The organism is Altererythrobacter lutimaris (genome assembly GCF_013371495.1).
Lineage (GTDB): Bacteria > Pseudomonadota > Alphaproteobacteria > Sphingomonadales > Sphingomonadaceae > Erythrobacter > Erythrobacter lutimaris_A.
On sequence record NZ_JABWTA010000001.1, the window covers coordinates 2,671,291 to 2,695,362 of the forward strand.

At 58.7% G+C, this 24,072-nt stretch carries 24 protein-coding genes; 9 read left to right on the forward strand and 15 right to left on the reverse strand.

Translation table 11 applies throughout. The features are described 5' to 3' along the window. Positions 1-300 precede the first annotated feature (300 nt). From ruvA to ruvB, 3 genes are read left to right on the forward strand one after another with little or no spacing between them, the layout of a single operon-like run. Positions 301-909: a Holliday junction branch migration protein RuvA gene (gene ruvA / locus HUO12_RS12985; RefSeq protein ID WP_176274002.1), complete on the forward strand. Its 609-nt coding sequence runs from the start codon at positions 301-303 to the stop codon at positions 907-909. Further along, positions 909-1,445 (forward strand): hypothetical protein, encoded by a 537-nt coding sequence (locus HUO12_RS12990; RefSeq protein WP_176274003.1) that lies wholly within the window; start codon positions 909-911, stop codon positions 1,443-1,445. Before ruvA ends, HUO12_RS12990 begins: the two co-directional genes overlap by 1 nt. Next, positions 1,445-2,491 (forward strand): Holliday junction branch migration DNA helicase RuvB, encoded by a 1,047-nt coding sequence (ruvB, locus tag HUO12_RS12995; RefSeq protein WP_176274004.1) that lies wholly within the window; start codon positions 1,445-1,447, stop codon positions 2,489-2,491. The genes HUO12_RS12990 and ruvB overlap by 1 nt, the downstream gene beginning before the upstream one ends. Before the next feature lie 293 nt (positions 2,492-2,784). On the opposite strand, the gene HUO12_RS13000 is transcribed toward ruvB, so the two are convergent. The 3 genes from HUO12_RS13000 to HUO12_RS13010 all read right to left on the reverse strand — a co-directional run bounded on the left by HUO12_RS13000 (position 2,785) and on the right by HUO12_RS13010 (position 6,942). Next, complete coding sequence (locus tag HUO12_RS13000) at positions 2,785-3,216, reverse strand: rhodanese-like domain-containing protein (protein WP_176274005.1); 432 nt, start codon at positions 3,214-3,216, stop codon at positions 2,785-2,787. After that, the gene (gene acnA / locus HUO12_RS13005) at positions 3,216-5,891 is read right to left on the reverse strand and encodes an aconitate hydratase AcnA (protein ID WP_176274006.1); all 2,676 of its coding nucleotides are present in this window, start codon (positions 5,889-5,891) and stop codon (positions 3,216-3,218) included. The genes HUO12_RS13000 and acnA overlap by 1 nt, the downstream gene beginning before the upstream one ends. A gap of 163 nt (positions 5,892-6,054) precedes the next feature. Beyond that, positions 6,055-6,942: a DMT family transporter gene (locus HUO12_RS13010; RefSeq protein ID WP_176274007.1), complete on the reverse strand. Its 888-nt coding sequence runs from the start codon at positions 6,940-6,942 to the stop codon at positions 6,055-6,057. Positions 6,943-7,082: 140 nt separating this feature from the next. On the opposite strand from HUO12_RS13010, the gene HUO12_RS13015 reads away from it, so the two are divergent. Beyond that, positions 7,083-8,489: a L,D-transpeptidase family protein gene (locus HUO12_RS13015; protein WP_456298151.1), complete on the forward strand. Its 1,407-nt coding sequence runs from the start codon at positions 7,083-7,085 to the stop codon at positions 8,487-8,489. A 13-nt stretch (positions 8,490-8,502) separates the two neighbouring features. Here HUO12_RS13015 and HUO12_RS13020 read toward each other — a convergent pair whose 3' ends face one another. The 5 genes from HUO12_RS13020 to ispG all read right to left on the reverse strand — a co-directional run bounded on the left by HUO12_RS13020 (position 8,503) and on the right by ispG (position 13,744). Further along, entirely contained in the window at positions 8,503-9,219 is a 717-nt protein-coding gene (locus HUO12_RS13020) for a murein L,D-transpeptidase catalytic domain-containing protein (RefSeq protein ID WP_176274008.1), read from the reverse strand. Between the two features lie 60 nt (positions 9,220-9,279). Continuing rightward, on the reverse strand, positions 9,280-10,731 hold the full coding sequence (locus HUO12_RS13025; protein ID WP_176274009.1) for an NAD(P)-binding protein: 1,452 nt from the start codon (positions 10,729-10,731) through the stop codon (positions 9,280-9,282). A 62-nt stretch (positions 10,732-10,793) separates the two neighbouring features. Then, positions 10,794-11,333: a retropepsin-like aspartic protease family protein gene (locus HUO12_RS13030; RefSeq protein ID WP_176274010.1), complete on the reverse strand. Its 540-nt coding sequence runs from the start codon at positions 11,331-11,333 to the stop codon at positions 10,794-10,796. Between the two features lie 24 nt (positions 11,334-11,357). After that, positions 11,358-12,272 (reverse strand): histone deacetylase family protein, encoded by a 915-nt coding sequence (locus HUO12_RS13035; protein WP_176274456.1) that lies wholly within the window; start codon positions 12,270-12,272, stop codon positions 11,358-11,360. Positions 12,273-12,604: 332 nt separating this feature from the next. Continuing rightward, positions 12,605-13,744, reverse strand: a complete 1,140-nt coding sequence (ispG, locus tag HUO12_RS13045; RefSeq protein WP_176274011.1) for a flavodoxin-dependent (E)-4-hydroxy-3-methylbut-2-enyl-diphosphate synthase — start codon at positions 13,742-13,744, stop codon at positions 12,605-12,607. Between the two features lie 317 nt (positions 13,745-14,061). Here ispG and HUO12_RS13050 point away from each other — a divergent pair, with 317 nt between their 5' ends. After that, positions 14,062-15,354, forward strand: coding sequence for an MFS transporter (locus tag HUO12_RS13050; protein WP_176274012.1), 1,293 nt, complete (start codon positions 14,062-14,064; stop codon positions 15,352-15,354). 32 nt (positions 15,355-15,386) lie between these two features. Here the strand turns inward: HUO12_RS13050 and HUO12_RS13055 are convergent, their stop codons facing one another. From HUO12_RS13055 to HUO12_RS13070, 4 genes are read right to left on the reverse strand one after another with little or no spacing between them, the layout of a single operon-like run. Continuing rightward, on the reverse strand, positions 15,387-16,031 hold the full coding sequence (locus tag HUO12_RS13055; protein ID WP_176274013.1) for an NrsF family protein: 645 nt from the start codon (positions 16,029-16,031) through the stop codon (positions 15,387-15,389). A gap of 2 nt (positions 16,032-16,033) precedes the next feature. Next, a complete protein-coding gene (locus HUO12_RS13060; protein WP_176274014.1) occupies positions 16,034-16,564 on the reverse strand; it encodes a sigma-70 family RNA polymerase sigma factor in 531 nt (176 codons plus the stop codon). Next, positions 16,561-17,019, reverse strand: a complete 459-nt coding sequence (locus tag HUO12_RS13065; protein ID WP_176274015.1) for a DoxX family protein — start codon at positions 17,017-17,019, stop codon at positions 16,561-16,563. The genes HUO12_RS13060 and HUO12_RS13065 overlap by 4 nt, the downstream gene beginning before the upstream one ends. Before the next feature lie 32 nt (positions 17,020-17,051). Continuing rightward, on the reverse strand, positions 17,052-17,336 hold the full coding sequence (locus HUO12_RS13070; protein WP_176274016.1) for a BufA1 family periplasmic bufferin-type metallophore: 285 nt from the start codon (positions 17,334-17,336) through the stop codon (positions 17,052-17,054). 245 nt (positions 17,337-17,581) lie between these two features. On the opposite strand from HUO12_RS13070, the gene bufA2 reads away from it, so the two are divergent. The 4 genes from bufA2 (at position 17,582) to HUO12_RS13090 (ending at position 20,757) form a co-directional block, all read left to right on the forward strand. Continuing rightward, positions 17,582-17,869 carry a BufA2 family periplasmic bufferin-type metallophore gene (gene bufA2, locus HUO12_RS13075; RefSeq protein ID WP_176274017.1) on the forward strand — a complete coding sequence of 96 codons (288 nt, stop codon included), beginning with the start codon at positions 17,582-17,584 and terminating at the stop codon, positions 17,867-17,869. Between the two features lie 97 nt (positions 17,870-17,966). Then, the gene (bufB, locus tag HUO12_RS13080; RefSeq protein WP_176274018.1) at positions 17,967-18,815 is read left to right on the forward strand and encodes an MNIO family bufferin maturase; all 849 of its coding nucleotides are present in this window, start codon (positions 17,967-17,969) and stop codon (positions 18,813-18,815) included. Next, the gene (locus HUO12_RS13085; protein ID WP_176274019.1) at positions 18,812-19,597 is read left to right on the forward strand and encodes an HvfC/BufC N-terminal domain-containing protein; all 786 of its coding nucleotides are present in this window, start codon (positions 18,812-18,814) and stop codon (positions 19,595-19,597) included. Before bufB ends, HUO12_RS13085 begins: the two co-directional genes overlap by 4 nt. A 47-nt stretch (positions 19,598-19,644) precedes the next feature. Next, positions 19,645-20,757 carry an isoaspartyl peptidase/L-asparaginase family protein gene (locus tag HUO12_RS13090; RefSeq protein WP_176274020.1) on the forward strand — a complete coding sequence of 371 codons (1,113 nt, stop codon included), beginning with the start codon at positions 19,645-19,647 and terminating at the stop codon, positions 20,755-20,757. Between the two features lie 6 nt (positions 20,758-20,763). On the opposite strand, the gene HUO12_RS13095 is transcribed toward HUO12_RS13090, so the two are convergent. The 3 genes from HUO12_RS13095 to HUO12_RS13105 are packed head-to-tail and all read right to left on the reverse strand — an operon-like array spanning position 20,764 to position 24,070. Next, positions 20,764-21,681 carry an RDD family protein gene (locus HUO12_RS13095; protein ID WP_176274021.1) on the reverse strand — a complete coding sequence of 306 codons (918 nt, stop codon included), beginning with the start codon at positions 21,679-21,681 and terminating at the stop codon, positions 20,764-20,766. Then, positions 21,678-22,742 (reverse strand): stage II sporulation protein M, encoded by a 1,065-nt coding sequence (locus HUO12_RS13100; protein ID WP_176274022.1) that lies wholly within the window; start codon positions 22,740-22,742, stop codon positions 21,678-21,680. The genes HUO12_RS13095 and HUO12_RS13100 overlap by 4 nt, the downstream gene beginning before the upstream one ends. Further along, positions 22,739-24,070: a DUF58 domain-containing protein gene (locus tag HUO12_RS13105; RefSeq protein WP_176274023.1), complete on the reverse strand. Its 1,332-nt coding sequence runs from the start codon at positions 24,068-24,070 to the stop codon at positions 22,739-22,741. Before HUO12_RS13105 ends, HUO12_RS13100 begins: the two co-directional genes overlap by 4 nt. Positions 24,071-24,072 lie beyond the last annotated feature (2 nt).

The following is a 24,072-nucleotide window of genomic DNA, read 5'->3' on the forward strand; positions in this document are numbered from 1 at the left end:
ATTCCCGTTTTGGCCTCAGGCGCCGGCGCTCACACCCGTACGCTTGGCTACCGCGCCATAAGGCGCGACGGCCGGTCGGCCTTTGACTGCCGTGACCAAGCCATCTTGCCCGCGATAAACGGCGCGCAGCGCCGCAAGGGCGACTGCCCGCCCCCTTCGGCTGACTTGCAGCCGCTCAGGATAAACTACGCGAGGGCAGCTTGCCTGCCCGGATGCGAGGATATCGCGAGCGCGGATGCGCTTGCGGAAAACAAGAACTCAATGCTGGCGCGAACAGCAACATTGGTCCAAAACCGGAACATGATCGCAAAGCTTAAAGGACTGCTCGACGAGACCGGCACGGACTGGGCGATCGTTGACGTGCAGGGCGTTGGCTATTTGGTCCATTGCTCGGCCAAGACCTTGAGCGCGCTAGGCGAGATCGGCGAGGCGTGTACCGTCCACACGGACTTGCAGGTGAGCGAGAATGACATGCGGCTTTTGGGCTTTGCGGAAAGCGCAGAGCGGGACTGGTTCCGACTGCTCACACAAGTCCAAGGCGTGGGAAGCAAGGTAGCGCTTGCGATCTTGTCGGCGCTCTCAACCGGAGAGCTGCGCGACGCCTGTGCCGGTGGAGACGCTGCGATGGTCGCGCGCGCTCAAGGCGTAGGACCGAAGCTTGCCGGGCGGATCGTCAATGAGCTGAAGGACAAGGCGGGCGCGTTACCGGGTGGGGGCATGGCAGGCGTTCCGGCTGGCGCGATCTCTCAAGCGGGCGGCGCGAGCGCGGATGCGGTGTCAGCTCTGGAGAACCTTGGTTTCAAACCGGCTATCGCTGCGCAGGCCGTGGCCCGCGCTCAATCCGAACTCGGCGAAGATGCGAGCGAAAGCGACCTGATCCGCGTCGCGCTGAAGAGGGCGGCAGGGTGATGGCTGGCATTCCCGACACGCGCTCCAGGGGCAAGACGATCGGCGAGCCACCTGGCAAGTCCGACGTGATGCTCAATGGCAAGCCGATTAAGCTGGATGATATCAAGCCGTCTACCGCTGCTTTTCCGACCCCGCAAGACTCTGGGCCCTTGGAAATTGGAGCGAAGAATTCGACAAAGGCTTCACCCCATGCGGCATGGACGATGGCGCGTGTTGCGCCTCTCGTAGCTGCAGCGTTACTCATCATGGCGGTTACAGAAGGCAGCGGCCTCATTCTTCTCGGGATGATCGCCGCCTTTGCTTTTCTGCGTCAGAACGAGCTGGCCAAGCACGCCAAGGATGGCTGGAACCGCGACTGGTTCACTGACAAGCTGTTTCAAGGCAAATTGCCATCATCCAATTGCCGCAAGTGTGGGCAGTCGATCTTCGATCGCTCGGTATCCGGTCAATACAAAACCAAGTTCGACTTGATGCATTTTCTGCCCGCACGCTCTTGCGCGAATTGCGGTCATGACCACACAGTGCCAGCTCAATAATGACCGATCCCGTCCCCATCCATTCGCCTGAGCGGCAAGCTGACGACCCCGATGCAGCTTTGCGCCCCAAATCGCTGGCCGAGTTCATCGGACAAGAGGCAGCGCGTGAGAACCTGCGTGTCTTCATCGAGAGCGCCAAGTCGCGTGGTGAAGCCATGGACCACACGCTGTTCTTCGGCCCGCCAGGGCTAGGCAAGACTACGCTTGCGCAAATTATCGCAGGCGAACTGGGTGTCGGCTTTCGCGCCACATCAGGACCGGTGATAGCGAAGGCGGGCGATCTCGCTGCGCTGCTGACCAATCTTGAGCCGCATGATGTGCTCTTCATCGACGAGATCCACCGATTGAATCCGGTGGTTGAGGAAATCCTCTATCCTGCAATGGAGGACCGCGCGCTCGACATCATAATCGGCGAAGGTCCTGCGGCGCGCAGCGTGCGGATTGACTTGCCGCCGTTCACGCTGGTCGGCGCGACCACGCGGCAGGGCTTGCTGACTACGCCGTTGCGCGACCGTTTCGGTATTCCCGTGCGCTTGAACTTCTACACCCATGACGAGCTTGATCTGGTGGTGACGCGCGGCGCGCGGCTGCTCGGGCTCGATATTGATGCGGACGGTGCGCGCGAGATTGCTCGCCGTTCGCGCGGGACCCCGCGTGTGGCGGGACGCTTGCTTCGCCGGGTGCGCGACTTTGCCCATGTGGCGGGGCAGGGCACAGTGACGCGCGCGATTGCGGACGATGCCTTGACCCGGCTCGAGATTGACCGGCTGGGCTTGGATGCAATGGATCGACGCTATCTCACCATGATCGCGACCACTTACAAAGGTGGTCCGGTTGGCGTTGAAACGCTGGCCGCGGGCCTCGCTGAACCGCGCGATACGGTCGAGGAAGTGGTCGAGCCTTACCTCATCCAGCTCGGTTTGCTCGCACGTACTGCGCGAGGGCGCGTGCTCAACGATGACGGGTGGAACCACCTGGAAATGCAGCCTCCCAAAGGAATCGACTCGCGAGGAAGCGGAGCGCAATCAGGTCTGTTTGAGGACTAACGCGCGACTAAAAATGTGCTGCAAATGTTTCGAATTGAGACTCGCGTCTCTGTAAGTCTCTGGATTCCCGAGAATGTAGCGAGATCGGGGGTTAGCTGACCTCATCATCCTCTTGCGCGAAACAGCTGTGAGGAGTTGCTTCATGCGTCAGCCAGAGCGGGCGTTACTTCGAGCCGCCTGCTCGGCTGGCACTCCTTGCGGAAGCGCTACGGCGCCCTCATGGAGCCGCAACCTTGGTCGGGCGGCACCTCATCCCGGTGCCGCCCCCTTTTTCGAAGAACGGCTTTCCTACTTCACTCTGGCGTGGCTATCGGCAATTCAGCTTCTTTCCAGGCGAGAATTCCGCCTTCGAGATGCCTAACCTCAGTGTTCCATTCCGCCGCTAGCATTTCTGCGGCGCGCTTTGATCGGCCGCTGGAACGACAATAAAGGATTGTTTCTCGAGTGGCATCGCGCGGGATAGATTTCGCATCGAACGAGCCAACCGGCGCGTTGAGGGAGCCTGCAAGCCGCTCGCTCTCAAACTCATTCGGAGTGCGAACATCGATGAGAACGACTTTGCCTTCCTCAATCAGACTCGCGAGTTCTTGTGCGGGGAGCGTCGTGACAGAAGCGGTGACCGAGGCGGCTTTGGCCTGCGTGTCGAGCGCAATGTCATTGTTGCTCGCAGCACAACCAGCCAGCGCAAGTGCGCCTGCCAGACCCAGGGCGCTCAATAGGCGCATCAGGACGCCGCAAGTTTGCGCAGAACGTAATGCAAGATGCCGCCATTGCGGTAATATTCCATCTCGTTCGCAGTATCGATGCGGCAAAGCGCTGTGAAAGTGAAGCTCGTGCCGTCGGCGCGGGTGACTTCAACTTCGACATCCTGACGCGGTTCGAGTGATGCTAGGCCTTTGATGCTGAACGTGTCATCACCGGTGAGGCCCAGCGTCTCGCGCGTATCGCCATCCTTGAACTGTAGCGGGAGAACGCCCATGCCGATGAGGTTTGAGCGGTGGATACGCTCAAAGCTTTCAACGATGACCGAGCGAACGCCCAACAAGATCGTACCCTTGGCTGCCCAGTCGCGCGACGAGCCCGTGCCATATTCCTTTCCGCCAATGACAACGAGCGGCGTGCCGTCTTCCTTGTGCTTCATCGCCGCATCGTAGATCGGCATTTGCTGGCCCTTGTAGACAGTCTCGCCGCCTTCAACGCCCGGCACCATCTCGTTCTTGATCCGGATATTGGCGAAGGTGCCGCGCATCATCACATCGTGATTGCCGCGACGCGAACCGTAGGAATTGAAGTCCTTTTTCGCGACCTGGTGGCTGTTCAAGTAAGAGCCTGCAGGGCTGTCTTCCTTGATCGCACCAGCTGGCGAGATGTGGTCGGTCGTGACAGAGTCACCGAGGATCGCAAGCGGCTTCGCATCGGTGATGTCCGCAACCGGAGCCGGCGTCATCTCCATGCCGTCGAAGAAAGGCGGGCTCGCGACGTACGTGCTGGTCGGGTTCCACTTATAGGTGTCCGAGGCTTCAACCTTGATCGACTGCCAGTGCTCGTCGCCGTCATAGACATTGGCATAGCGGTCAACGAACATGGAGCGATCGATATTGGCCGCGCGGTTTTCTGCGATTTCCGCATTGCTGGGCCAGATATCGGAGAGCATCACGTCATTGCCATCCTGGTCCTGACCAATCGGGGTGGTCGTGATGTCCTCGGTCACGGTGCCTTTTAATGCGTAGGCAACAACCAGCGGAGGCGATGCAAGGAAGTTTGCGCGCACATCAGGCGAGACACGGCCTTCAAAGTTGCGGTTGCCGGAAAGGACCGAGGCAGCAACGATGTCATTGCCGTTAATGGCTTGGCTGATCGGCGGCGCAAGCGGGCCGGAGTTGCCGATGCAAGTCGTGCAGCCATAGCCCACGAGATCAAAGCCGATAGCATCCAAATCGTCCTGCAGACCGGACTTCACTAGGTAGTCCGTCACAACCTGCGAACCCGGTGCAAGTGAAGTCTTCACCCAAGGCTTGGGTGCTAGGCCCTTCGCGCGCGCTTTTTGAGCGACGAGACCAGCAGCGATCAGCACATCGGGGTTCGAGGTATTGGTGCAGCTGGTGATCGCTGCGATAACGACGTCGCCGTCGCCGATGTCATGGTCCTTGCCTTCGACCGCCACGCGTTCTGGCGCAGACTTCTTGTAAACCTTGGCAAGGTCGCCATTGAACAGCTCGTCAACTTCCTGAAGGATTACTTTATCCTGCGGACGCTTGGGTCCAGCGAGCGAAGGCACAACCGAGCTCATGTCGAGGTCGAGCGTGTTCGAGAAAATCGGCTCATTGTCCGGCTCGAACCACATGCCTTGCTCTTTGGAGTAAGCTTCGACGAGTGCGATGGTCTCGTCGCTGCGGCCGGTAAGGCGCATGTAATCGAGCGTTTTGTCGTCAATGCCGAAGAAGCCGCAAGTCGCGCCGTATTCCGGTGCCATGTTGGCGATTGTCGCGCGGTCGGCCAAGCTGAGGTTCGCAACGCCCGGGCCGTAAAACTCGACAAAGCGGCCCACCACGCCAACTTCGCGCAGCATCTGAACGCAAGTAAGGACCAAGTCCGTCGCGGTGACACCCTCAGCCATTTTGCCCGTCAGCTTGAAGCCGACGACCTCAGGGATAAGCATGGAAATCGGCTGACCGAGCATGGCGGCTTCAGCTTCAATCCCGCCAACGCCCCAGCCCAGAACGCCAAGACCGTTGATCATGGTCGTGTGGCTGTCAGTGCCAACGCAAGTGTCAGGATAGGCTACAAGCGTGCCGTCTTGGTCGTCGGTCGACCAAACGCCCTTGCCGATATATTCAAGGTTCACCTGGTGGCAGATGCCTGTGCCCGGGGGAACCGCAGAGAAGTTCTTGAAGCTCTTCGAACCCCATTTGAGGAAGTCATAACGCTCGGCATTGCGCTGATACTCAAGTTCGACGTTCTTCTCGAACGCCTTGGGATGGCCGAATTCGTCTACCATCACGGAGTGGTCGATCACGAGGTTTACCGGAACCTGCGGATTGATCTTCGCGGTGTCGCCGCCGAGCTTGCTGATCGCATCGCGCATCGCGGCAAGGTCCACCACACAAGGAACGCCGGTGAAGTCCTGCAGCAGAACGCGTGCCGGACGGTACTGGATCTCGCTGCCAGTGACAGGATTCTTCTGCCAATCGACAATCGCCTGCGCGTCGTCGGTAGAGACAGTGAAGCCACCATCTTCAAAGCGCAGCATGTTCTCCAGCAGCACCTTCAAGCTGATCGGGAGCTTGGAAACGTCGCCCAGTTTCTCCGCCGCTTTGGCGAAGGAGTAATAGGCGTATTCCTTGCCGCCGACGTTCAAAGTGGAGCGTGTTCCGAGCGTGTCTTTACCGACCTGTGTCATGGGCGCGTGTCATCCTTTCATGGGACTGCGAGTTTTGTCTGGCTGAGCGTTCCGCCGCTTCGACCGATGCGGGGATTCGCCTTTGCGAGCCACCTGCTCTCTCGCGGGCGCGAGGTCAAGGTCTGCCGCCGCGTAAAGCGCTCAGACTTTGGTCTATCAGGCGCTACACGGCAGTCTGTTCTGGCGGGGTCTGGCGCGTCGCAATCCAGCACCCGATGACAATCAGGACTGCGCCAGCTGCTGTGGCGATCGTGACTCTCTCGTCGAACATGAGCCAGCCGAACAAGGCTGCCCACAGAAAGCCAGTGTATTCCACTGGCACCAGGACCTGCGCTTCCGCGCGCGCATAGGCCCACGACAGGAACAGAACAGCAAGGATGGTGAGAACCGCGCCCACGATGAGGTCGATCCACACCGACTGGTCCTGCGGAATTACGAGCAGGAACGGCGTCCCGATCAACAGAACACTTCCGGCAATGCCATTCTGGAAGACGCTGACTTCGATAGGGCTCGCGACGAGAGCTTGCTGGCGCTGAAGGATAAGGTTCCAGGCATAAAGCACTGCGGACAGGAACAATGCAGCAAGGCCCAACGCAGCATCCTCTGTCATACGCTCGAGTCCGATCTTCCCGCCCACGATAATAATCACACCAAGCAATCCGAGGATGGCCGCGATGATCGCTTTGCGTTCGATGGTTTCACCGAGCAGGATCGCTGCAAGATAGAGCGCGATCAGAGGGGCGATAAAGGATAGAGCGATGGCCTCTGCAAGCGGCAGACGCACAATGGCGTAGAAAAAGCTCAAGCCCATAAAGGCGGCTACGACGCCTCGAATGATATGGATGCGCAGAACTTCGCGGGCCGGCCAGCGCAGATTGGTCAATGCCCAAATGGGCATCGCGAAGCTCACTCCGATGGCGCAGCGCAAAAAGTAAGCGCTGTAAGCTCCAATCGCCAGTGCGGCGCTCTTCATCACTGCATCCATGGCCGAGAAGAAACCGATCCCAATGATCGTTGCCAGAAGCGGCAGGAGAGCGGGATTGCGGGTCATATCCACGCGCCTAGGCTTGCGGACACGGTTCGTCATTAAAAATGGGGCAATTCAGCCTTGTGACAGCTCGAAACTTGTACGAAATCGTCGCAAGTTGCAGTATGAATCCAAATTGGACTGGTCGATAAGGGTCGAAAATCGTGGGACGAGTATTGAATTCAGGTGTCGCAGCGCTCGCTTTGTTGAGTGTAACCAGCATGGCTTTTGCGCAGGATAGCGAGCCGGAAAACCTTCTACCCGACGCACAATCCGAGGAGCGACAGGACGCGCAAACGCCCGCTGATGCGCAGCCGTCGAACATGGAAGAAGCCTTCCCCAGCATGGTCTCAGACCCGATGGTTCAAGGAGACATTGCATTTGAACCGGCTCCGCTTGTTCAGCCATGGAGCGTTGAAAACGTCGACCGGCTGATCTCTGTCATCGAAGGTATTGCTGCCGAAGGCCTCGATCCGGCCGATTACGATTTGCAGGCGCTGCAAACGGCGGTTCAAACAGGACCATCACAAGAGCTTGATCAGCTCGCCAGCAAGAACTTCATATGGCTGGTCGAGGATCTGCGAGATGGTCGCACGCCGATGGAAGCGCGCGAGCAGTGGTTCGTAGTCGACCCCGACCGCGACCGTTTCCGTAGCGGTGTACTGCTTGCAGCTGCGGTCGAAAGCGGCGACATTGCTGGAACAATTGCTCAGCTCAATCCGACACATCCGGATTATGCGATGCTGAAAGCCGCGCTTGCGGACACGCCTGAAGAGGATACCGCGAAGCGCAAATTGATCCGTGCGAACATGGACCGGTGGCGCTGGCTTGGTCGTGATCTTGGCAAGCAATATCTCATTACTAATGTGCCTGAGTATCAGCTGCGGCTGACGGTGAATGACAACATCATTTCGACCTACCGCACTGTAGTCGGCAAACCCGGTCGTACGGCTACTCCGCAACTGGCAGAGACTGTCGAAGGCGTGGTTTTCAACCCAACCTGGACTGTGCCGCAGTCGATAGTTGTCGGAGAGGGACTTGGCGAAAAGGTCAAGAACAACCCTGCCTGGGCGAAGCGCAATGGCTATAAGCGTACGGAATATAATGGCTGGGTAGGCGTGGTGCAGCAGCCCGGGCCAGGCAATTCGCTAGGCCGGATGAAGCTCGACATGCCTAACGAGCACGCCATTTTCCTGCACGACACACCCTCGCGGCACCTCTTCGCAAATGAGAATCGGGCGCTGAGCCACGGTTGCATTCGGACAGAACGTGCTCTGGAACTCGCAATCACCATGGCTATCCTGGGCAAGGGTGCCGAGCGAGCGGAAGTCATCCAAGTCGCAACTTCGGGTGAGTACACGAAGGTTCCGATCAAGAAGGAAATGCCAGTCTACATCACCTATTTCACCATGGCGACCGACATCAATGGTGAGCTTTCGACCTTCGTGGACATCTACGATCGCGATGCGCCAGTGCTGGCAAGCCTCGATGCTCCGCGCGTCCAGAACCGCTCAGGTGAAAGTGATGATGAAGTCATTGTGATCGAGGATGATCCGCGCGCGGGCGGCTGATCAGATTGCCTTATCAGTAGCGTGCTTGTCCCATCGGGACGCGGGCAGCGCGCAGGGCCTGACCGCTTGCCAAGAGTTCATAGGCTCCGCTTGGCGACGACAGATTGATGCTGCCGTCTTCTTCCCAGCCGAGGCTGTCCGCATATATCATTCGGCCACCTGAAAGATTGAGCAGGGCAATGCGAAATTGCTCGGTTCCCAGCGCAAAACACCCATTGGAGCGGCCAAGGCGGCCCCATTTATCAATATGGCTTGGCTCAGCATAGTCCGCGCGGTGCATGACGATGTAGCGGCGCAGTGCGGCTTCATTGGTTGCATCCAACCCGCCCAAGCGGACTGATGTTCCGTAACGCCCGACATACCATTCCCAAGTGACATAGGCCCCTTTGCTGCTCGCATTGGAACCTTCGACATTGGAATATTGATTGAGATAACCGTCATGCTCGGGATCAGAGCCAGAGCCGTGTGTCACGTAATAGGAATTGACCTCTTCTAGCCCGAGATTGACGAAGTGAAAGCGCGGCTTTGACGAGTGCAAACCGTAATCGGCAATTGCAACAATATCGCGCTTCCAGATCGCATCGCCGGCCTTGTCAAGCTGCTGGCGGGCAAGCTCGAACAGCGCGCGATCCCGCGTCGAGCCCTTGCGAACCTGCGCAAAAACACGCGTCGGCAGCGCTAAGGCTGCGCTGGCGGCTACAGTGCCTTTCAAGAGATCGCGTCGTTTCATGGTTCTTAGACTACTACAGCAATTCTATAGTTCCCGTGAACAGCCAATCGCCCACAATGCTTAATTCGCCTCGTGGATCGCTTTGGCCGCCATGCCAAGCTTTATAAGACCTGGCATGTTATCCTTCATCACCTTGGAAACGTTGGCAAATTGAGCAAGCTTTGGATTGCCTTCGGCGGCCATCTTGGCAAAAGTAGGCCCAGTCATATCCAAGCGCGACTTGCTCATCCAGGCGCTGAGTTTCTCGTCCTGCATCCATGATCCTCGGTTCATCATATTGATAAACTGCGAATAGGGGAACGTCGCGGGCGTATCCGTCAATGGGCCGGGAGCGGCCATGGCGTTGCGTTTGTTGTCGTCGTCGTAATTCGCTTCGAGCCAAGCGGTAATCGCAGCGCTATAAACAACCAGCGGGACCATGAGCGGCTGAAGCACAATGGTGTCGCCGCGGAAGATCGGACCTGATTTGCCGCGTGCTTCGAATGGTACAGCAGATGCCGTGCAATCGATGAACAACGTGTTCTGAGGCACGGAGACTTCGGTTTCCTCGAGCACCATCTTGCCGGGCTCGACCGACAGAACATGGCCTGCCCGGATGACGTGCTTGATCTGGCGCAGGATCTCGATTTCACCGCGCGAGATGATTGCGAAGTGGAACATCTCTGGCTCAACCTCTTCGTCGATGCGCAGATAATAGTCTTTCTCCGCCATCATCCGCATCATCTCAGGGCCGTCTTCAGCCTTGCCGGCGGCTTCCATCAACCCGACTTGCATTTGCATGACGGCTTCGATGAAGTCTTCGCCGGGCTGGACATAATCGCGATTCCACAGCCAGCTTTCGCGTGGGCGCACCCAGCTGATGGCCTCCGGATCAACGCCTGCCTGGATCAGCCAGACGCCTGTATCCATCGCGGTCTTGCCCGCTCCCAAGATGACGTAGTGCTCAGGCAGGTCATCGGGCCTTTTCCAAAGCTGCGGCAAGTCTCCCGGCGGTGCGACTTGAACATCGCCAATCTCAGCAAAGGGTCGCTTGTGAGTAGAAGGCACTGATGTCTGATAGAATGTCGCATCGACCAGCTTTCGACGCACGGTGACAGTGGTCTCTTCACCGGACAGAATGGATCTGAAACGAGCCGTGCCATCCTCATCGCGTCCCGTGAATTCACTCAAGCGATGATAGTCGACGCGCCCGCTTGGCAGCAGGCGCATGTTCATTACTTTCTCGAAGTAAGCGAGGACTTCTGTTCCGCTGGCAAGCGCGTGCAGACCCTTATTGGGGCCGTGCGTGTCGATATGCTCGCTAGGAAAGGCCATGGAATTGACGCCATAGGTTCGGCTCGGCTGGTGCAGCGCGACGAAGCCATAAGCATCGTTCCAGTGACCACCTGGTTTGGAGTGCTTGTCAACGAAAGTGATGTGGCAGTCAGGATCTTCGTCGAGCAACGTGTCCGCAAAGGCGAGGCCCACGGCGCCCGCGCCGACGATAAGGTAGTCCGTTTCGAGATTGGCCATGCGCTGCTCCTTCACCTTTCGGCAGGTCGCCTAACATGCCAAACCCGAACCGCGAAGCGCAATCAGCGCGAGCCCATGATCATCCGATCGTCTGCGATCCGCACTGAGCCGATTTGTGAGAGATAGGATTGTCCGAGCAAGGATATCTCTAGCCCTTCCGGAATGATGACGGCATCAACATCATAGCGTGTCATGCCGCCAATTTCGATTTGTTTAATACGAGCTGGGACACCGTAGACTGCGCCGCTTGCACCCGTCCCGATTCTGCGCACGTCTGCGTCGTACCAATGCAAGCCAGCAGAGATCGCATCCTGACCTGTCAGTGCGATGACGCTCGCCCCGGTATCGACCATCATTCGGATCGATGTACCCCCGACCGTGGCGTCGGCATAGAAATGACCGTCGCTTTGGCGGGGCAGCGTATGTTCACCGGCATACCAGTCTGCGGTTCGCGCCCCGGCTTGCGAATTGTGCAGTTGGTAATCGGAGGCAATCTCTGCAGTTTGCGCGCCCTCCCTAACCGAGTCTTCCTGAGAGGGGGACGCAATCAGCACGGCGATAAGACAAGCGCCAAAGGCAAAGGCGAGATATCGGCTCAGCATGGGTTCGAACTTATCGTCTCAGCGTTAACCCTCTCTAAAGCCCGCAATTGTGTTTGGATGGGCACGGTTCGCTCGCGCCATGGCCAGCATAGACCGCGCATGTCTTTGTCCGACCACGCGCTGATCATCGCCATAGCCGCCACCCAGAGCCGATGCGATCGGCAATCCGCGGCCGCGCGACTGATCCACGACAAAGGTGTCACGCGCGATCAAGCCCTCATCGCTTAGGTTTAGTCGCCCCAGTCTGTCCTCAGCATGTGGATCGACCCCGGCCTGATAGAACACGAAATCAGGCGCGAACTGATCAAGCACTTGCGGCAAGCGCCGCGACAATTCTTCCATGAACCCGTCATCATCGATCCCGTCAGTAAGGCCTATGTCGAGGCTGGAGCGTGCCTTGCGCACGGGGAAGTTCTTATCTGCGTGCATGGAGAATGTGAACACATCCTCGCGGCCCGCCAGCAGGCTCGCCGTGCCATCGCCTTGATGAACGTCGAGATCGACGATCAGGACGCGTACCGCGTCGCCTTCTGCGATCAAGCGATTGGTGGCTACGGCGAGATCATTGAACACGCAATAACCAGCGCCGGTGTCATGCAGCGCATGGTGACTTCCTGCAGCCGAGTTTGCGGCATAGCCATGCTGCATCGCGAGCTTGGCCGCGAGCCATGTCCCGCCATTGGTATGCCTAACGCGGCTGGCTATGGCTGGCGTGACGGGAAAGCCGATCCGGCGTTCCTTCTCGCGCGGGACCTCGGCTCGGAAGACTTCATCGACATAGCTCGGGCAATGGACCGCCTCGAGCCACTGCCGAGGCATGGGCTCGGGTGCATATTCTGTGATCGCTTCGCCGCTTTCGCGCCCAAACTCGCGCAGCGCTTCCATCACAAGGTAGTATTTGTCGAATTTGAAGGTCCCGCGCGTCGGACGCGGCGCCATGTAGTCAGCGTGATGAACGACGTGGAGCACTGAACCAGGCTTAATCGTCGCCAATCTCGATCTTGTCGACCTTCAACCGGTCGATCCGCGCGTCCCGGATACGCAGGCGGCCAACCGCCATGCGCCCGACGGCCAAGGCTCCGATTGCGACAGCTCCCATTGCAAGAGCACCCAGCGCAAACGCTCCAACTGCGACCGCACCAACTGAGCGGGCGCTGGTTGAAGGCGAAGCGATCGACTCTGGAGTGCGAACTGTCGGAAGTTGCCGCAACTTTTCAGGGTCACTGGCCGCATCTACATTGATAGAGTGCTCAACCCGCTCCGGCATAAGGCTACTCCGCTGCTTCCGCATGCGGGTCAAATGCAACCGCTTCGCCTGCTTCAATCGCCGCGGCTTTCTCTTCGACCAGCTTCACAATGTGGTCGAGCATATCGTCGCTCTGGACGTGGTGATCGGTGACGCCGGAGAGATAGACCATGTGCTTACCATTGCCGCCGCCGGTGATCCCGATATCGGTCTCGCGCGCTTCGCCCGGACCGTTGACGACGCAGCCGAGCACAGACAGGCTCATCGGTGTCTTGATATGCTCGAGCCGCTCTTCAAGCGCTTCGACTGTGCGGATCACATCGAAACCCTGACGCGAACAGCTGGGGCATGACACAACACGCACACCGCGTGTCCTGAGGCCGAGCGCTTTCAGCATTTCAAAGCCGACGCGCACTTCCTGCTCGGGCTCTGCCGAGAGAGACACGCGGATCGTATCACCAATCCCCGCCCAAAGCAGCGAGCCAATGCCGATTGAGCTCTTGACCGTACCGCCGATAAGGCCGCCTGCTTCAGTAATGCCCAAATGCAGCGGGCAATCCACCGCGTCAGCCAGCCCGTGATAGGCGGCGACCGCTAGGAACACATCGCTGGCTTTCACAGCGACCTTGTATTCGTGGAAGTCGTGATCCTGCAGCAGCTTGATATGGTCGAGCGCGCTTTCGATCAGCGCTTCCGGGCAAGGTTCGCCATACTTCTCCAGCAGGTCCTTCTCGAGGCTGCCAGCGTTGACTCCAATGCGGATTGCGCAGCCGTTTGCTTTGGCAGCGCGGACGACTTCAGCCACACGATCTGAAGAGCCGATATTGCCGGGATTGATGCGCAGACAGGCCGCGCCAGCATCAGCAGCTTCAAGCGCGCGTTTGTAGTGGAAGTGGATGTCCGCGACGATCGGCACGCGCGCGGCCTTGGTGATCTTGCTGAAGGCTTCGCTCGCTTCCACCGTAGGCACGGAAACGCGAATAATGTCAGCGCCTGCCTCTTCGCACCGACGGATCTGGTCGAGCGTCGCGACCGCATCCTCAGTCGGCGTGTTGGTCATAGTCTGAACGGTGATCGGCGCATCGCCGCCCACGGGCACATCGCCGACCATGATCTGGCGGCATTCGCGCCGTTCAATCGTTCTCCAGGGCCTGATTGCGTTCATCTTATTGCCATTTTCCCTGTCTGCCAGAGGCCTGTTGGATACACATGTTACACAGTCCTGAGACTAAAAGTTCCGCGCTCGCACGGGCTTGCATTGCGGATATGGCAATTGTGCGACGAAAGGCGAGCAGAAAATCCATCATTTGCCGCCCTAGCATCGCTTGGCGTCCTAGGAAATGAACAGGCTGGACTTGTCGAAACGCGACAATTTGCAGGCGGCCGTTTGACTTGCGCGTGGTTTGTGCGGAGGATCGACCTCAAGCGCATTGACCGCTTGCATAGCCGAAGGGGGCTCGGCATTTGATTTCCAATCCAACGATGACGGACAGCAAAGGCTTTCGTCTGTTCACGATCCTGATGCTGTACGTGGCGCAAGGAATTCCCATTGGCCTCATCGACTTCGCGATCCCGGCATGGATGGCGACTAATGGCGCGACTGCGTTCGAGATTGCCTATGTCATCGGCTTGGCCGGCATGCCTTGGGCGATGAAGTTCATCAATGGTGCGATTATTGACCGCTACACATTCCTTTCCATGGGAAGACGCAGAGCGTGGCTGATTGGCTCACAGTTCGTCATGGTGGCTGCACTGATTGCAGCGGCCTTCATCGATCCAGCTCCGCGCGACTATGTCTTGTTGGGGGCGATTGCCTTTGCGGTTTATACAGCAGTTGTCTTTCAGGATGTCGCTGCCGACGCGCTTGCGGTGGACATTTCATTGAGCTCAGAACGCGGAATCACCGGTGGGCTCATGTCAGGCGGACAAGCGCTGGGGATCGCGATTGCAGCAGCCTTGGCAGGCACCATCATCTTTTTCTTTGGTATCTCCGCAGCCTTCCTTGCTTGCGGGATCTGCATGGCTGCCGTTTGCGCCTATCTTGTCTGGGTGAGGGAGCGAAGTGGAGAAAGGCGACTGCCGTGGAGTGAAGGGGAAGCGCATCCCATCAGTGTTGCGATTAAGCCAACTGATTGGCTCAACCTTCTCAAAGTCGCTCTTAGAAGGCTGCTCCGCAAACACAGTATCATCTGGCTGCTGCCGCTGTTCTGCCGAGGGATCGGCTATGGGTTCATGGCGGTCGCCATTCCGCTCATCGCCGCCAATTATGCCGGTTGGAATGAAGCACAGCTTGGCTCTGCCAATGGGACTGCAAACTTGATTGCTGCGCTAATAGTGATGACGGTAGGTGGATACCTTACGTCGAGATTGGGCGCGAAGCCCATGCAGATTTGCACGTTCTCAGTCTATGCCGCAGCGATTATTAGCTTCGCGCTTTTAGAGCCAAGTTGGTCTACCCCTCTGATTATGATGATAATCGTCGTTGGTCAGACAATCACCTATACCCTCACTGGCCCACCCATCGCAGCCATCAATATGACGTTTTGCGATCCCAGAACGGGCGCGACGCAGTTTTCAATCTATATGGCCGTGGTCAATCAGGGGATTGTCTTTGGTAGCTTCGCATTCGCACTGCTCGAAAGCTGGGGCGGGATTGCCAATGCATTCATCGCATTAGCGCTCATCTTTGTATTGGCCGCAGGCGTGGTTTTCGTCCTGCGATTGCCTGATGATCGAGAACACGTACAAGAAAGCGCGGCTGAAGCTTTCGCTTAGCCGCGCCGTTCAGGTTTATCAGACTTGACGTTTTACCAGCGTACCAGAGGCGGCACGACAAGGCGTCCGACAATCGCCATGATCACGACAGGCGCGACGTGCGAGATGCCCAGATGCGTCACGCTATCGATGCTGCAGGAAATTCCGAAAGCCGCTGTGCCAAGCGCCCCAGCCGCCAGCCCTGTGAACCAGCCGGCAGGGTTAAGCGAGACCGGCGCACCGCGACGCAGCCACAGCGTAAGCGCAGCGCCTGTTACCAGCGATGCAGCGAGCGAGGATGTGATGCAGTGCGTTGCAAACAGGCTGCCAAGGCCGACATGGCCTTCATGCGCTGCAGGGATGATGCTCATGATCGCTGCAAGCGGAAGGACTGCGAGCATAGCGCTGGCCCATTTGGGCGCGTCGTGACGATTGCCCACACGAGGGCTCGCCATCATGATGACAGAGGATGCGGCTGCGAGGCCTAGCACCAGCAGCAGGCCGCTTGTGACCCAGAAGAAGGGCGCCGCTTCGCCTTCGACGATGCCGTGCCAGAAACCTTCAAACAGCAGGATGCCGACGACGCTGATCGCGCCGGCAATTGCGACCAGAATGGCTCCGTCGCGCGCGCTGAAAGCTCGGACCGGTTCCAGATCTTCCGTCAGGCTGGCGATCATGTTCTCTCTAGAGGCGTTCATTGTTATTCTGCTTTCTCAACGAGCGCGGACAATTTCTTCAGGCCGCGATGGATATTCACTTTGACCAGGCTTTCGCTCTGGCCGGTTCGTTCAGCCGCTTCCCTGATGGAATGGCCTTCGATCTTCACAAGCTCGATCACTTCGGCTTGTTTGTCAGGTAAATGGATGAACAGACGTTCCAGGCTCACGCGCGCTGCGATGGCTTCTTCATCGCTTTCTTCGATCGCATCATTGTCTTCGAGAAGATCGCTTTCATGCTTGTAGACTTTGCGAAGGTGGTCGACCCAGCGATAGCGTGCAATGGCAGCAAGCCAGGGAAGAAACGGACGGGTCTTGTCCCAGGTGGACCGCTTGTTGTGAACCGCGAGCAGCACATCCTGCACCAGATCATCGAGCTGATGCGGAGGGACGCGCCGGCGGAAATACCGCTCCAGCCACAGGCCCGCTTCTGACAGCAGCACATTGTAGGCGGTTTTGTCGCCGCCTTGCGATGCTGTCATCAAACGGGCGAGGGTGGCTTCGTCAGCGATCATGACTTCACCTTAGCGGCAATTGCCGCATCAAGCGAGAACACGCCTGCTCCGCGTGACATCAGCACCAGCGCCATGGCAACCCACACCAGGTGAACACTCCACCAGGCATCGGGATAGACGAAGAACTGGATGACCAGCGTCATGATCAGAAGCGAGAGCGAGGCGAAACGGGTTGCAAGGCCAAGGACAAGCAAAATGGGGAAGAAAAACTCCGCATAGGTCGCCATTGGCGCTGCGATATTGCTTGGCAGCGGCACGCCGGCATATTCGCTCTCGAACAGGAAGTACGTGATGTCAGAGAGCTGGAACCAGGTCCCTTCTTCTACTTTCGTTGTGTAAGAGCGCCAGAATACGCCCGCGAGGGCAACACGGGTGAAGAGCAGTGCGAGCCCTTCGAACACACGGCCCGACAGGATGCCTGTCAGCCTGCTATATAAAGAAATCACACTGCTCATCTTTACGCCTCCTGCGGTTCAGACTGTTGCGATCAACGCTTGATCGGTGTCAGCGAACCTTTGCCCTTGGGCGTTTCGATGCTGGTGCATGTGCCTTTCTTGACGAGCTTCCAGGCATTGCCTTGATAGTCGCGCGTCGATGTGCCTGAGCAGCTGGTGCCTGGGCCTGCGGCGCAGTCATTCTTGCCTGCCTTGGCAACGCCGTAGCATTTTTCCATGCCGCCTGATTGCGCGGCAACAGGGGTTGCGATGAGTGTGGCAGCGGCGGCGCCGGTCATTGCGAGGCCAGCGAGTGCGGCGAGTGAATTGGTCTTCATGGTTTCTCTCCAAATCAAAAGAACGAGTGGGGGTTTTCAGCATTAAGCGCCCCGACTTGTGTTTCGGAGCTGCTCGCTGGTTCGGCGCGGATCGGAGAAGCGTTACAGGCCTATAAAACTTTTTTTGGCTGTAACCGGATGCTGGAAAGCAGCGAACCCGGCCATGTCCCCGCTGCGCTTGGACGCGAGAAAAGGAGGGGGCACCCTGATATTGACTACCCCCTTTATTCTATTGGAGAGATTTAATGAGCACTCAAATCCGCAAGCCAGTTTTCGCTGCAACCGCTGCTGTATTCGCGTTGTCATCCATGGCCGCGTTTGCCGCGGAGCCGCCTGCTGGCTCCACCGGTCGCGCCATCAATAGCGACGACACCGTCCACTGTTATGGCGTCCATAGCTGTAAGGGCCAGGCTGACTGCGCGACCACGGAAAACGCCTGCAAGGGCCAGAACGAATGCGCCGGCCATGGCTTCAAGGCCATGAAGGCTGGTGAATGTCTGTCCGCTGGCGGCACGATCGGCGACCTCGGCTAAGGCTTGAGCTTACCCCCTCGCGGCCCGGCACCCACCCAACCCCCGACCCTCAAGCGGTGTCGGGCCGCACCCTCAAACCCGTATCGGAATGGCAGCAATGCAGACCATCGACCCTTTCTCCGGCTTCGGACTTGGCCTCAGGCGGACGCATTATGCGGACTTTCTCGAGGGCAATGTCGATGTCGACTTTGTTGAGGTAATCTCCGAAAACTATATGGTCGAAGGCGGAAAACCGCTGCGCGTGCTGGAAGATATCCGCGCAAAGCATCCTGTGATCCTGCATGGCGTTTCCATGTCGATCGGATCAGCGCACGGGCTCGATACAGCCTATCTTCAGCGGCTTAAAGCACTCGTGGACCGGATTGAACCGCTCTGGGTCAGCGATCACCTTTGCTGGACGCGCACCAGTGCGCATAACAGCCACGATTTGCTCCCACTTCCGCTCACGCAAGAAGCGTTGCAAGCGGTGTGCGACAATATTTCCCAGGCGCAGGATACGCTGGGTCGGGCCATGCTGTTCGAGAACCCGTCAAGCTATCTCACTTTCCCCGAAGACGAGATGAGCGAATGGGAGTTCCTGAGCGCAATGGCGCGTCGGACGGGGTGCTACTTGCTGCTCGACGTCAACAACATCTATGTGAGCGCGCAGAACCACGGCTTCAGCGCGGAAGACTATCTCAATGGATTGCCGCTTGACCGCGTTCGCCAGATTCATCTGGCTGGCCATGATCCGGCCAATGAAAGCCGAGATTTGATCATCGACACGCATGACCGCGAAGTGTGCGAGCCGGTCTGGGCGCTTTATTCCAAAGCCATGACAATGATGCCGCAAGGCGTTGCGACCATGATCGAGCGTGATGACAAGATCCCGCCACTGCCTGAACTGCTGAGCGAGCTTGAGCTAGCCCGCGATCTGGCACGTACAGCACAAGCGGTTCCGGCATGAGCCTCGCATCCTCACAAGCTGCATTCATGGCGCAAGTCCTCGACGAAGAGGCATCACTGCCATCTGCATGGGGCAATACCCAAAGCGCAGGCATGGGGGTCTATCGCAACAATTACCGCAGCTCGGTCGTCGAAGCCTTGCGTTCAACCTACGAGCGCACAGCGCGCTGGGTCGGCAAGGATGCATTCCGTCAGGCGGCAGCGCACCATATCATTATGCATCCGCCAGCGAGCTGGACCTTGGACGCAGCTGGCCAAGGCTTTGATCTCACCTGCGCGGAACTGTTCACAGACGATCCTGAAGTGGCGGAGCTTGCATGGCTCGAATGGACCATGCTCGACATCTTCACCATGCGCGATCAAGCGCCGCTCGATCAGGCCGGATTTGCTGCGGCGACCGCCGATTTCGCGGAAAGTGACTGGGGCACGATGCGTTTGGCATTCCTTCCCGGCACGACGCAATGCAAAGTGCGGCACGATCTTCTCGCGCTTTGGAACAAGCTGTCTTCGGACGACTTCGAACGCGTAGATGCTGCGCTGGAAGCTGCGCAATCCTGCGTCGTGTGGCGTGAAGGCGAGCGCCCGGTTTTTGCGCTGGTCCCCGTCGATGAAGGCACGGTCCTCGACGCGATGATCGAAGGCGCAAGCTATGAAGAGGCCTGCGCGATCCTCGCTCGTAAAGCCAGTTCAGATGAAGAGGTCCAGCAAGCGGCGATGCGCGCTGGCGCGATGCTCGGGCGCTGGCTCAATGATGGCCTGATCGCAGCGGTCAATCCGGACTGATGACGAGCCCACTGGCGTGATCAGCGTCGCGTGCTAAACCTGCCCGCATGTTCGATACACTCAAGCGCATTTCTACCGCTTTGTTCGCTGCGCTGATGGCGCTGAGCGCTGCTTCTCAACTGCACGCGGAGGACGCGATGGAAACTGAAACGCCGCGCTGGTCGATCGCCATCCATGGTGGTGCCGGAACGCTTGATCCTGACAGTATGACACCGGAGCGCCGGACTGAATATGAAGCCGCTCTTCAAGAAGCATTGGATGCGGGAGCAGCGGTGCTGGCAGCTGGCGGCACTGCCACGGACGCTGTGCAGGCAGCAATCCTTCCGATGGAAGACAGCCCGCTGTTCAATGCCGGACGCGGCGCGGTTTACACCTGGGATGAGACGCACGAGCTCGACTCTTCGATCATGGATGGACGCGATCGCAGCGCCGGAGCAGCCGCTGGCGTAACGGGGATCAAGAACCCTATCCTACTAGCCGAAGCGATCCGTCAGGACGGCCGCCATGTGATGCTCGCAGGCGACGGTGCGGAGCAATTTGCAAGCGAGAACGGAATTGATACGGCACCGCCAGAATATTTCGCGACTGAGCGGCGCAAGCGCTCGCTGGAGCGGATGAAAGCGAAAGAGCTGTCAGCGCTTGATGTCGATCACAAGTTCGGCACGGTTGGCGCGGTGGCCCTAGATATGGACGGCAATCTGGCGGCGGGGACTTCAACCGGCGGCATGACCGGCAAGCGCTGGGGGCGTGTCGGAGACTCGCCGCTCATCGGCGCAGGCACTTATGCGGATAATCGCAGCTGCGCGGTCTCCGCGACCGGCTGGGGCGAATTTTTTATCCGCGTGGGTGTTGCGCAGGAGATCTGCACGCGCATCCGCTTCCTTCGAAATCAGGCTCTCTTTGCGAGCGGCGGCAACCCGGAACATATGACGTGGCTTCACGGTCAGAATTGGGAGCAAGAAGCTGCCGATGCCGTCATGGCAGAAGTCAAACAGCTCGGCGGGGATGGCGGCGTTATCCTCGTCACACCCGAAGGCGATGCTCTGTTCTCATTCAACACGACGGGCATGTATCGCGGTCGCGCGAACAGCACCGGTATGAACGAGATCGCGATATTTGGCGGGCAGGACACAGGCGCAGCTGATACGCCTGACCACTAAGCAGCCTCAGGCGCTTTCAGAAAACTTGTCTGCTTTGCGCTTGCCGAAACGCATATCGCTTTCCAGCCGCGCCCGCAGCTGCGCATAGAAGGCCTCAAGGAATGCGCGTTCATCGCCTGCGCCAGGGGCCCAGCCGATCTTGTTGCAGATCGCTTCGTGGACAGCGCCCATCGCTTTGTCATCGCCTGCGCGCAGCACCCGCTCGAGCGTTTGGAGCTCGTGCTCGCCATAGATAGCTAACTCCGCTTCGCCAAATTCGTAAGTGGTGCCTGTGAGGTCGCTGCGTCCGTCAGCCGCACCTTGTGTGGAGAGCGCATCGGCGAGCTTCGTGCGTGGAGCTTCCACGACCCAGGTTCCCGCAACCACATCGCCGGCTCGCAAAGCATCCTTGTTGAAGAAGGGAAACGCCATGAACAGGACAAACCAGATCATGCCTGCGATCCCGGCATTGCCCATATCGCCGCTCGGAGCGGTGAGGAGGAAAGCGATGGGCAGGAACATCTCGATATCGCGCAACAGGTTCCGCGCGATCACAGCTTCTGCGGTCAGGCGCCCTCCATCTCTCGCTGCGATACGAATGCCGCAAGCGCGCTTGCCGAGTGTGGCACCTCTTGGTCCCAGCTCGAAGGCAAGGAAGTACCCATAACGTGCCAGGAAGAAGAACAGGATTATAACAATGACGAGGAATTCTCCCGCCCCGGAAACGCTTTCTTCCGCTTCGGCCATGGCGTCTTCAAAAACGCCCGCTGCCATCCACAGGATCAGCATGAAGAAAAGGAACATCCCGATGTAGAGAATAAAGAAGTCAAGCAGGAGTGCAGCCACACGAGCGCCGCGTGATGCGACTGTTACCGGCATGGCAACGCCTTCCGGCGTCACCACAACGCGGCGGCGCTTGTCTATATGTCTGACAGCGAGGCTCATTGCTCATCTTCCTGCGGTTGGCCGCGATAAGCAAAGAAGTAAGCCAGCCACAGCATCAGGAATGTCCCGCCGATCAGCAGGCGGTTTTCAGCCCCTCCGACCAATTGCCGCGGGAATGCTTCGAGTAGCGCCGCAACAACCATCATGATGACGACGCCGACCATGACGAGCGCGCCGCGCTTGCCGCTTTCTGACGCTGCTGCAAGGATTGTGCGATCGCCGGGGAAAGCCATGTTCCGCCCGATATGAAGCCCTGCCGCGCCGGACAGCAGGATCGCGAACAACTCGGTCGTGCCGTGGACGGACAGCCATGCAGCGAACTCGACGGTTAGTCCTTGCCCAGAGAAGAGCCACAGCATCGCGCCAAGCACCGCCATATTGTGAACCAGCAACATCAGCGACGGGATGCCGAAGGCAAAGCCCAGCGCAAAGGCCAGGATCGCGACGCCCGCATTGTTGCTGAATAGGCTCGCGGCGAAGACCGACAAGCCGCCTGTCTCGTTTTCAACCCTCAGCGTTTCTTCCAGTACTTCGCGGCTGGCTCCGGGCACGCGGCTGTCAGTGAACTTGGCGGGCACCAGCCGGTAATACCACTCGGTATCGCTTGCGACGAGCAGCCAGCCCACGATCGTGCCGGCAACCATCACAAACAGAGCGATGCAGACGTCCAGCCAGATCTCGCGCACTGCCCGGCTCCATCCGCCGCGCAGGAAGCCGCTGAGCCAGCGCCATAGGCCCTGACGCGGTCCGTAGACTTGAAACCAGGCGCGCTGGACAAGCGATTCCAAGTAGGCAAGCGTTGCCGCGTCGAGTGAAGTTGCGCGCGCAACGGAAAGACTGGAGGCAGCGGTGCGATAGAGAGCTGGTAGAGCGAGCAGCTCTTCATCCGTGACGCGGCGCATGCTGCCGCCTTCCATCCGTCGCAGGATGTCTTCCAATTGCGTCCATTCCGCTTCGCGCTCCAGCCGGAAGCGATCAGAGCTGAGCGCTGCACTTTCTACGTCAGCAGGCGCTTCGATTTGGCCGCGCCCGAACCAGCTTGAGATGACAGGAGCCTTCATCCGATTGCCTCATGCCTGCGAATATCGAAATAGCGGTCGATCAAACTGTAGCCGATATCTTCCCATGGCGCTTCGACCACATCGACGCCGAGCTGGCGCAATTGCTCGAGCACTGTGGCGCGCTGCGTGACCAGCGTGTCGGCTGTGACATTACGTGCTAGTGTCGCTAAGTCGTGAGGCTCTTCGCTCACAAGCTCTTCGAGCTCGCTATCAGTGATCGTGACGAACAGCACCAAGTGTTTCTTCACGAGCCGTCCGATGCTTTCGACCATAAGCTGCGCGGCAGTCGGATCAGCGAAGTCGGAGAACAGCACGATCAGGCTGCGGCGCTGCAGCTTCGAAGAGAGAGTCGCTAATGCGAGTGTGAAATTGGCTTCAGCGCTGTGATAATCCAGGCCTGCGGCCGCGCTCTGTAACCTATTGAAACCGCGCACGTCGCTGACGAATGGCGTGAAGACTTCCGGCCGTTCTGCAAAGCCGAACAGGGCAACCCGGTCATTGCCTTTGAGTGCCACATATGCGCAGGTCAGGCCTGCGGAGACTGCACGATCAATACGCGGCAAGCCATCAACCGGCTCGCACATGGATTGGCCGCAATCAAACGCAAGCACGATCTGGTTGTTGCGCTCGCTTTCGTTTTCCCGGGCGTAAAGCTTGGTATGGCGGGCGGAGGCTTTCCAGTCGATTCGGCGGCGATCCATGCCCGCTTCGTATTCGGACAAAGCTTCGAATTGTGTGCCTTCGCCGCGAATGCGCCGCGCGATGAGGCCGATCTGCGCATCGCGCAGGAACATCTGCAATTCAGGCGCGCGAACTGGCGACAAGTCAGGCCAGATTTCCACATCTTCTTCCAGCGCGCGTGCTTGCTGCTTGGCCCCAAGACCCAGAGGGCCGGTCCAGCGCAGCCAAGCTCGGTCTATCCTCGCGGTGCCTCGCCGATTGGGTTCAACTTTCGTCGAACCAGCAAGCGTTCCGGGCTGAGTGGATGGCGCCAGTGTAATGTCTGCGCGTCCGCCTTCGCCAAGCCGCGGATCGAATTGCAAGGCCGCTTCCACAGTGCCAGCCGGCTTGCTCGCAAAACGCGCTTCGACCGTGAGTGTCGTCGGTTCGCCTACTTCCGCATCGCCGGGCGTGATGACCTCCCAATCGCTCATCCTGCCGGCCAGAAGACCATCGAAGATGATCAGCGCGAGGAGCATCACTGCCGCGACTGGTGCGGCAAGCCATGCGCCCGGGCTGACCGCGCCGATGACAAGTGCAACCGGCGCTGCAATCGCTGCAAGCCAGGCCGCTCTGGCGGTAGGAACAAGAGGAAGCGACCTGCGCATGT

Excerpts from the sequence above, each read along its gene's own strand:
- ruvB (WP_176274004.1), top strand. The coding sequence starts at position 1,445 with ATGACCGATCCCGTCCCCATCCATTCGCCTGAGCGGCAAGCTGACGAC.
- ruvA (WP_176274002.1), top strand. The coding sequence starts at position 301 with ATGATCGCAAAGCTTAAAGGACTGCTCGACGAGACCGGCACGGACTGG.
- HUO12_RS13060 (WP_176274014.1), bottom strand. The coding sequence starts at position 16,564 with ATGATCGCTGACGAAGCCACCCTCGCCCGTTTGATGACAGCATCGCAA.
- ispG (WP_176274011.1), bottom strand. The coding sequence starts at position 13,744 with ATGAACGCAATCAGGCCCTGGAGAACGATTGAACGGCGCGAATGCCGC.
- HUO12_RS13095 (WP_176274021.1), bottom strand. The coding sequence starts at position 21,681 with ATGAGCCTCGCTGTCAGACATATAGACAAGCGCCGCCGCGTTGTGGTG.
- bufB (WP_176274018.1), top strand. The coding sequence starts at position 17,967 with ATGCAGACCATCGACCCTTTCTCCGGCTTCGGACTTGGCCTCAGGCGG.
- HUO12_RS13105 (WP_176274023.1), bottom strand. The coding sequence starts at position 24,070 with ATGCGCAGGTCGCTTCCTCTTGTTCCTACCGCCAGAGCGGCCTGGCTT.
- HUO12_RS12990 (WP_176274003.1), top strand. The coding sequence starts at position 909 with ATGGCTGGCATTCCCGACACGCGCTCCAGGGGCAAGACGATCGGCGAG.
- HUO12_RS13000 (WP_176274005.1), bottom strand. The coding sequence starts at position 3,216 with ATGCGCCTATTGAGCGCCCTGGGTCTGGCAGGCGCACTTGCGCTGGCT.
- HUO12_RS13035 (WP_176274456.1), bottom strand. The coding sequence starts at position 12,272 with ATGGCGCCGCGTCCGACGCGCGGGACCTTCAAATTCGACAAATACTAC.
- HUO12_RS13090 (WP_176274020.1), top strand. The coding sequence starts at position 19,645 with ATGTTCGATACACTCAAGCGCATTTCTACCGCTTTGTTCGCTGCGCTG.
- HUO12_RS13010 (WP_176274007.1), bottom strand. The coding sequence starts at position 6,942 with ATGACCCGCAATCCCGCTCTCCTGCCGCTTCTGGCAACGATCATTGGG.
- acnA (WP_176274006.1), bottom strand. The coding sequence starts at position 5,891 with ATGACACAGGTCGGTAAAGACACGCTCGGAACACGCTCCACTTTGAAC.
- HUO12_RS13050 (WP_176274012.1), top strand. The coding sequence starts at position 14,062 with ATGACGGACAGCAAAGGCTTTCGTCTGTTCACGATCCTGATGCTGTAC.
- HUO12_RS13065 (WP_176274015.1), bottom strand. The coding sequence starts at position 17,019 with ATGAGCAGTGTGATTTCTTTATATAGCAGGCTGACAGGCATCCTGTCG.
- HUO12_RS13020 (WP_176274008.1), bottom strand. The coding sequence starts at position 9,219 with ATGAAACGACGCGATCTCTTGAAAGGCACTGTAGCCGCCAGCGCAGCC.
- HUO12_RS13100 (WP_176274022.1), bottom strand. The coding sequence starts at position 22,742 with ATGAAGGCTCCTGTCATCTCAAGCTGGTTCGGGCGCGGCCAAATCGAA.
- HUO12_RS13030 (WP_176274010.1), bottom strand. The coding sequence starts at position 11,333 with ATGCTGAGCCGATATCTCGCCTTTGCCTTTGGCGCTTGTCTTATCGCC.
- HUO12_RS13085 (WP_176274019.1), top strand. The coding sequence starts at position 18,812 with ATGAGCCTCGCATCCTCACAAGCTGCATTCATGGCGCAAGTCCTCGAC.
- bufA2 (WP_176274017.1), top strand. The coding sequence starts at position 17,582 with ATGAGCACTCAAATCCGCAAGCCAGTTTTCGCTGCAACCGCTGCTGTA.
- HUO12_RS13055 (WP_176274013.1), bottom strand. The coding sequence starts at position 16,031 with ATGAACGCCTCTAGAGAGAACATGATCGCCAGCCTGACGGAAGATCTG.
- HUO12_RS13070 (WP_176274016.1), bottom strand. The coding sequence starts at position 17,336 with ATGAAGACCAATTCACTCGCCGCACTCGCTGGCCTCGCAATGACCGGC.
- HUO12_RS13025 (WP_176274009.1), bottom strand. The coding sequence starts at position 10,731 with ATGGCCAATCTCGAAACGGACTACCTTATCGTCGGCGCGGGCGCCGTG.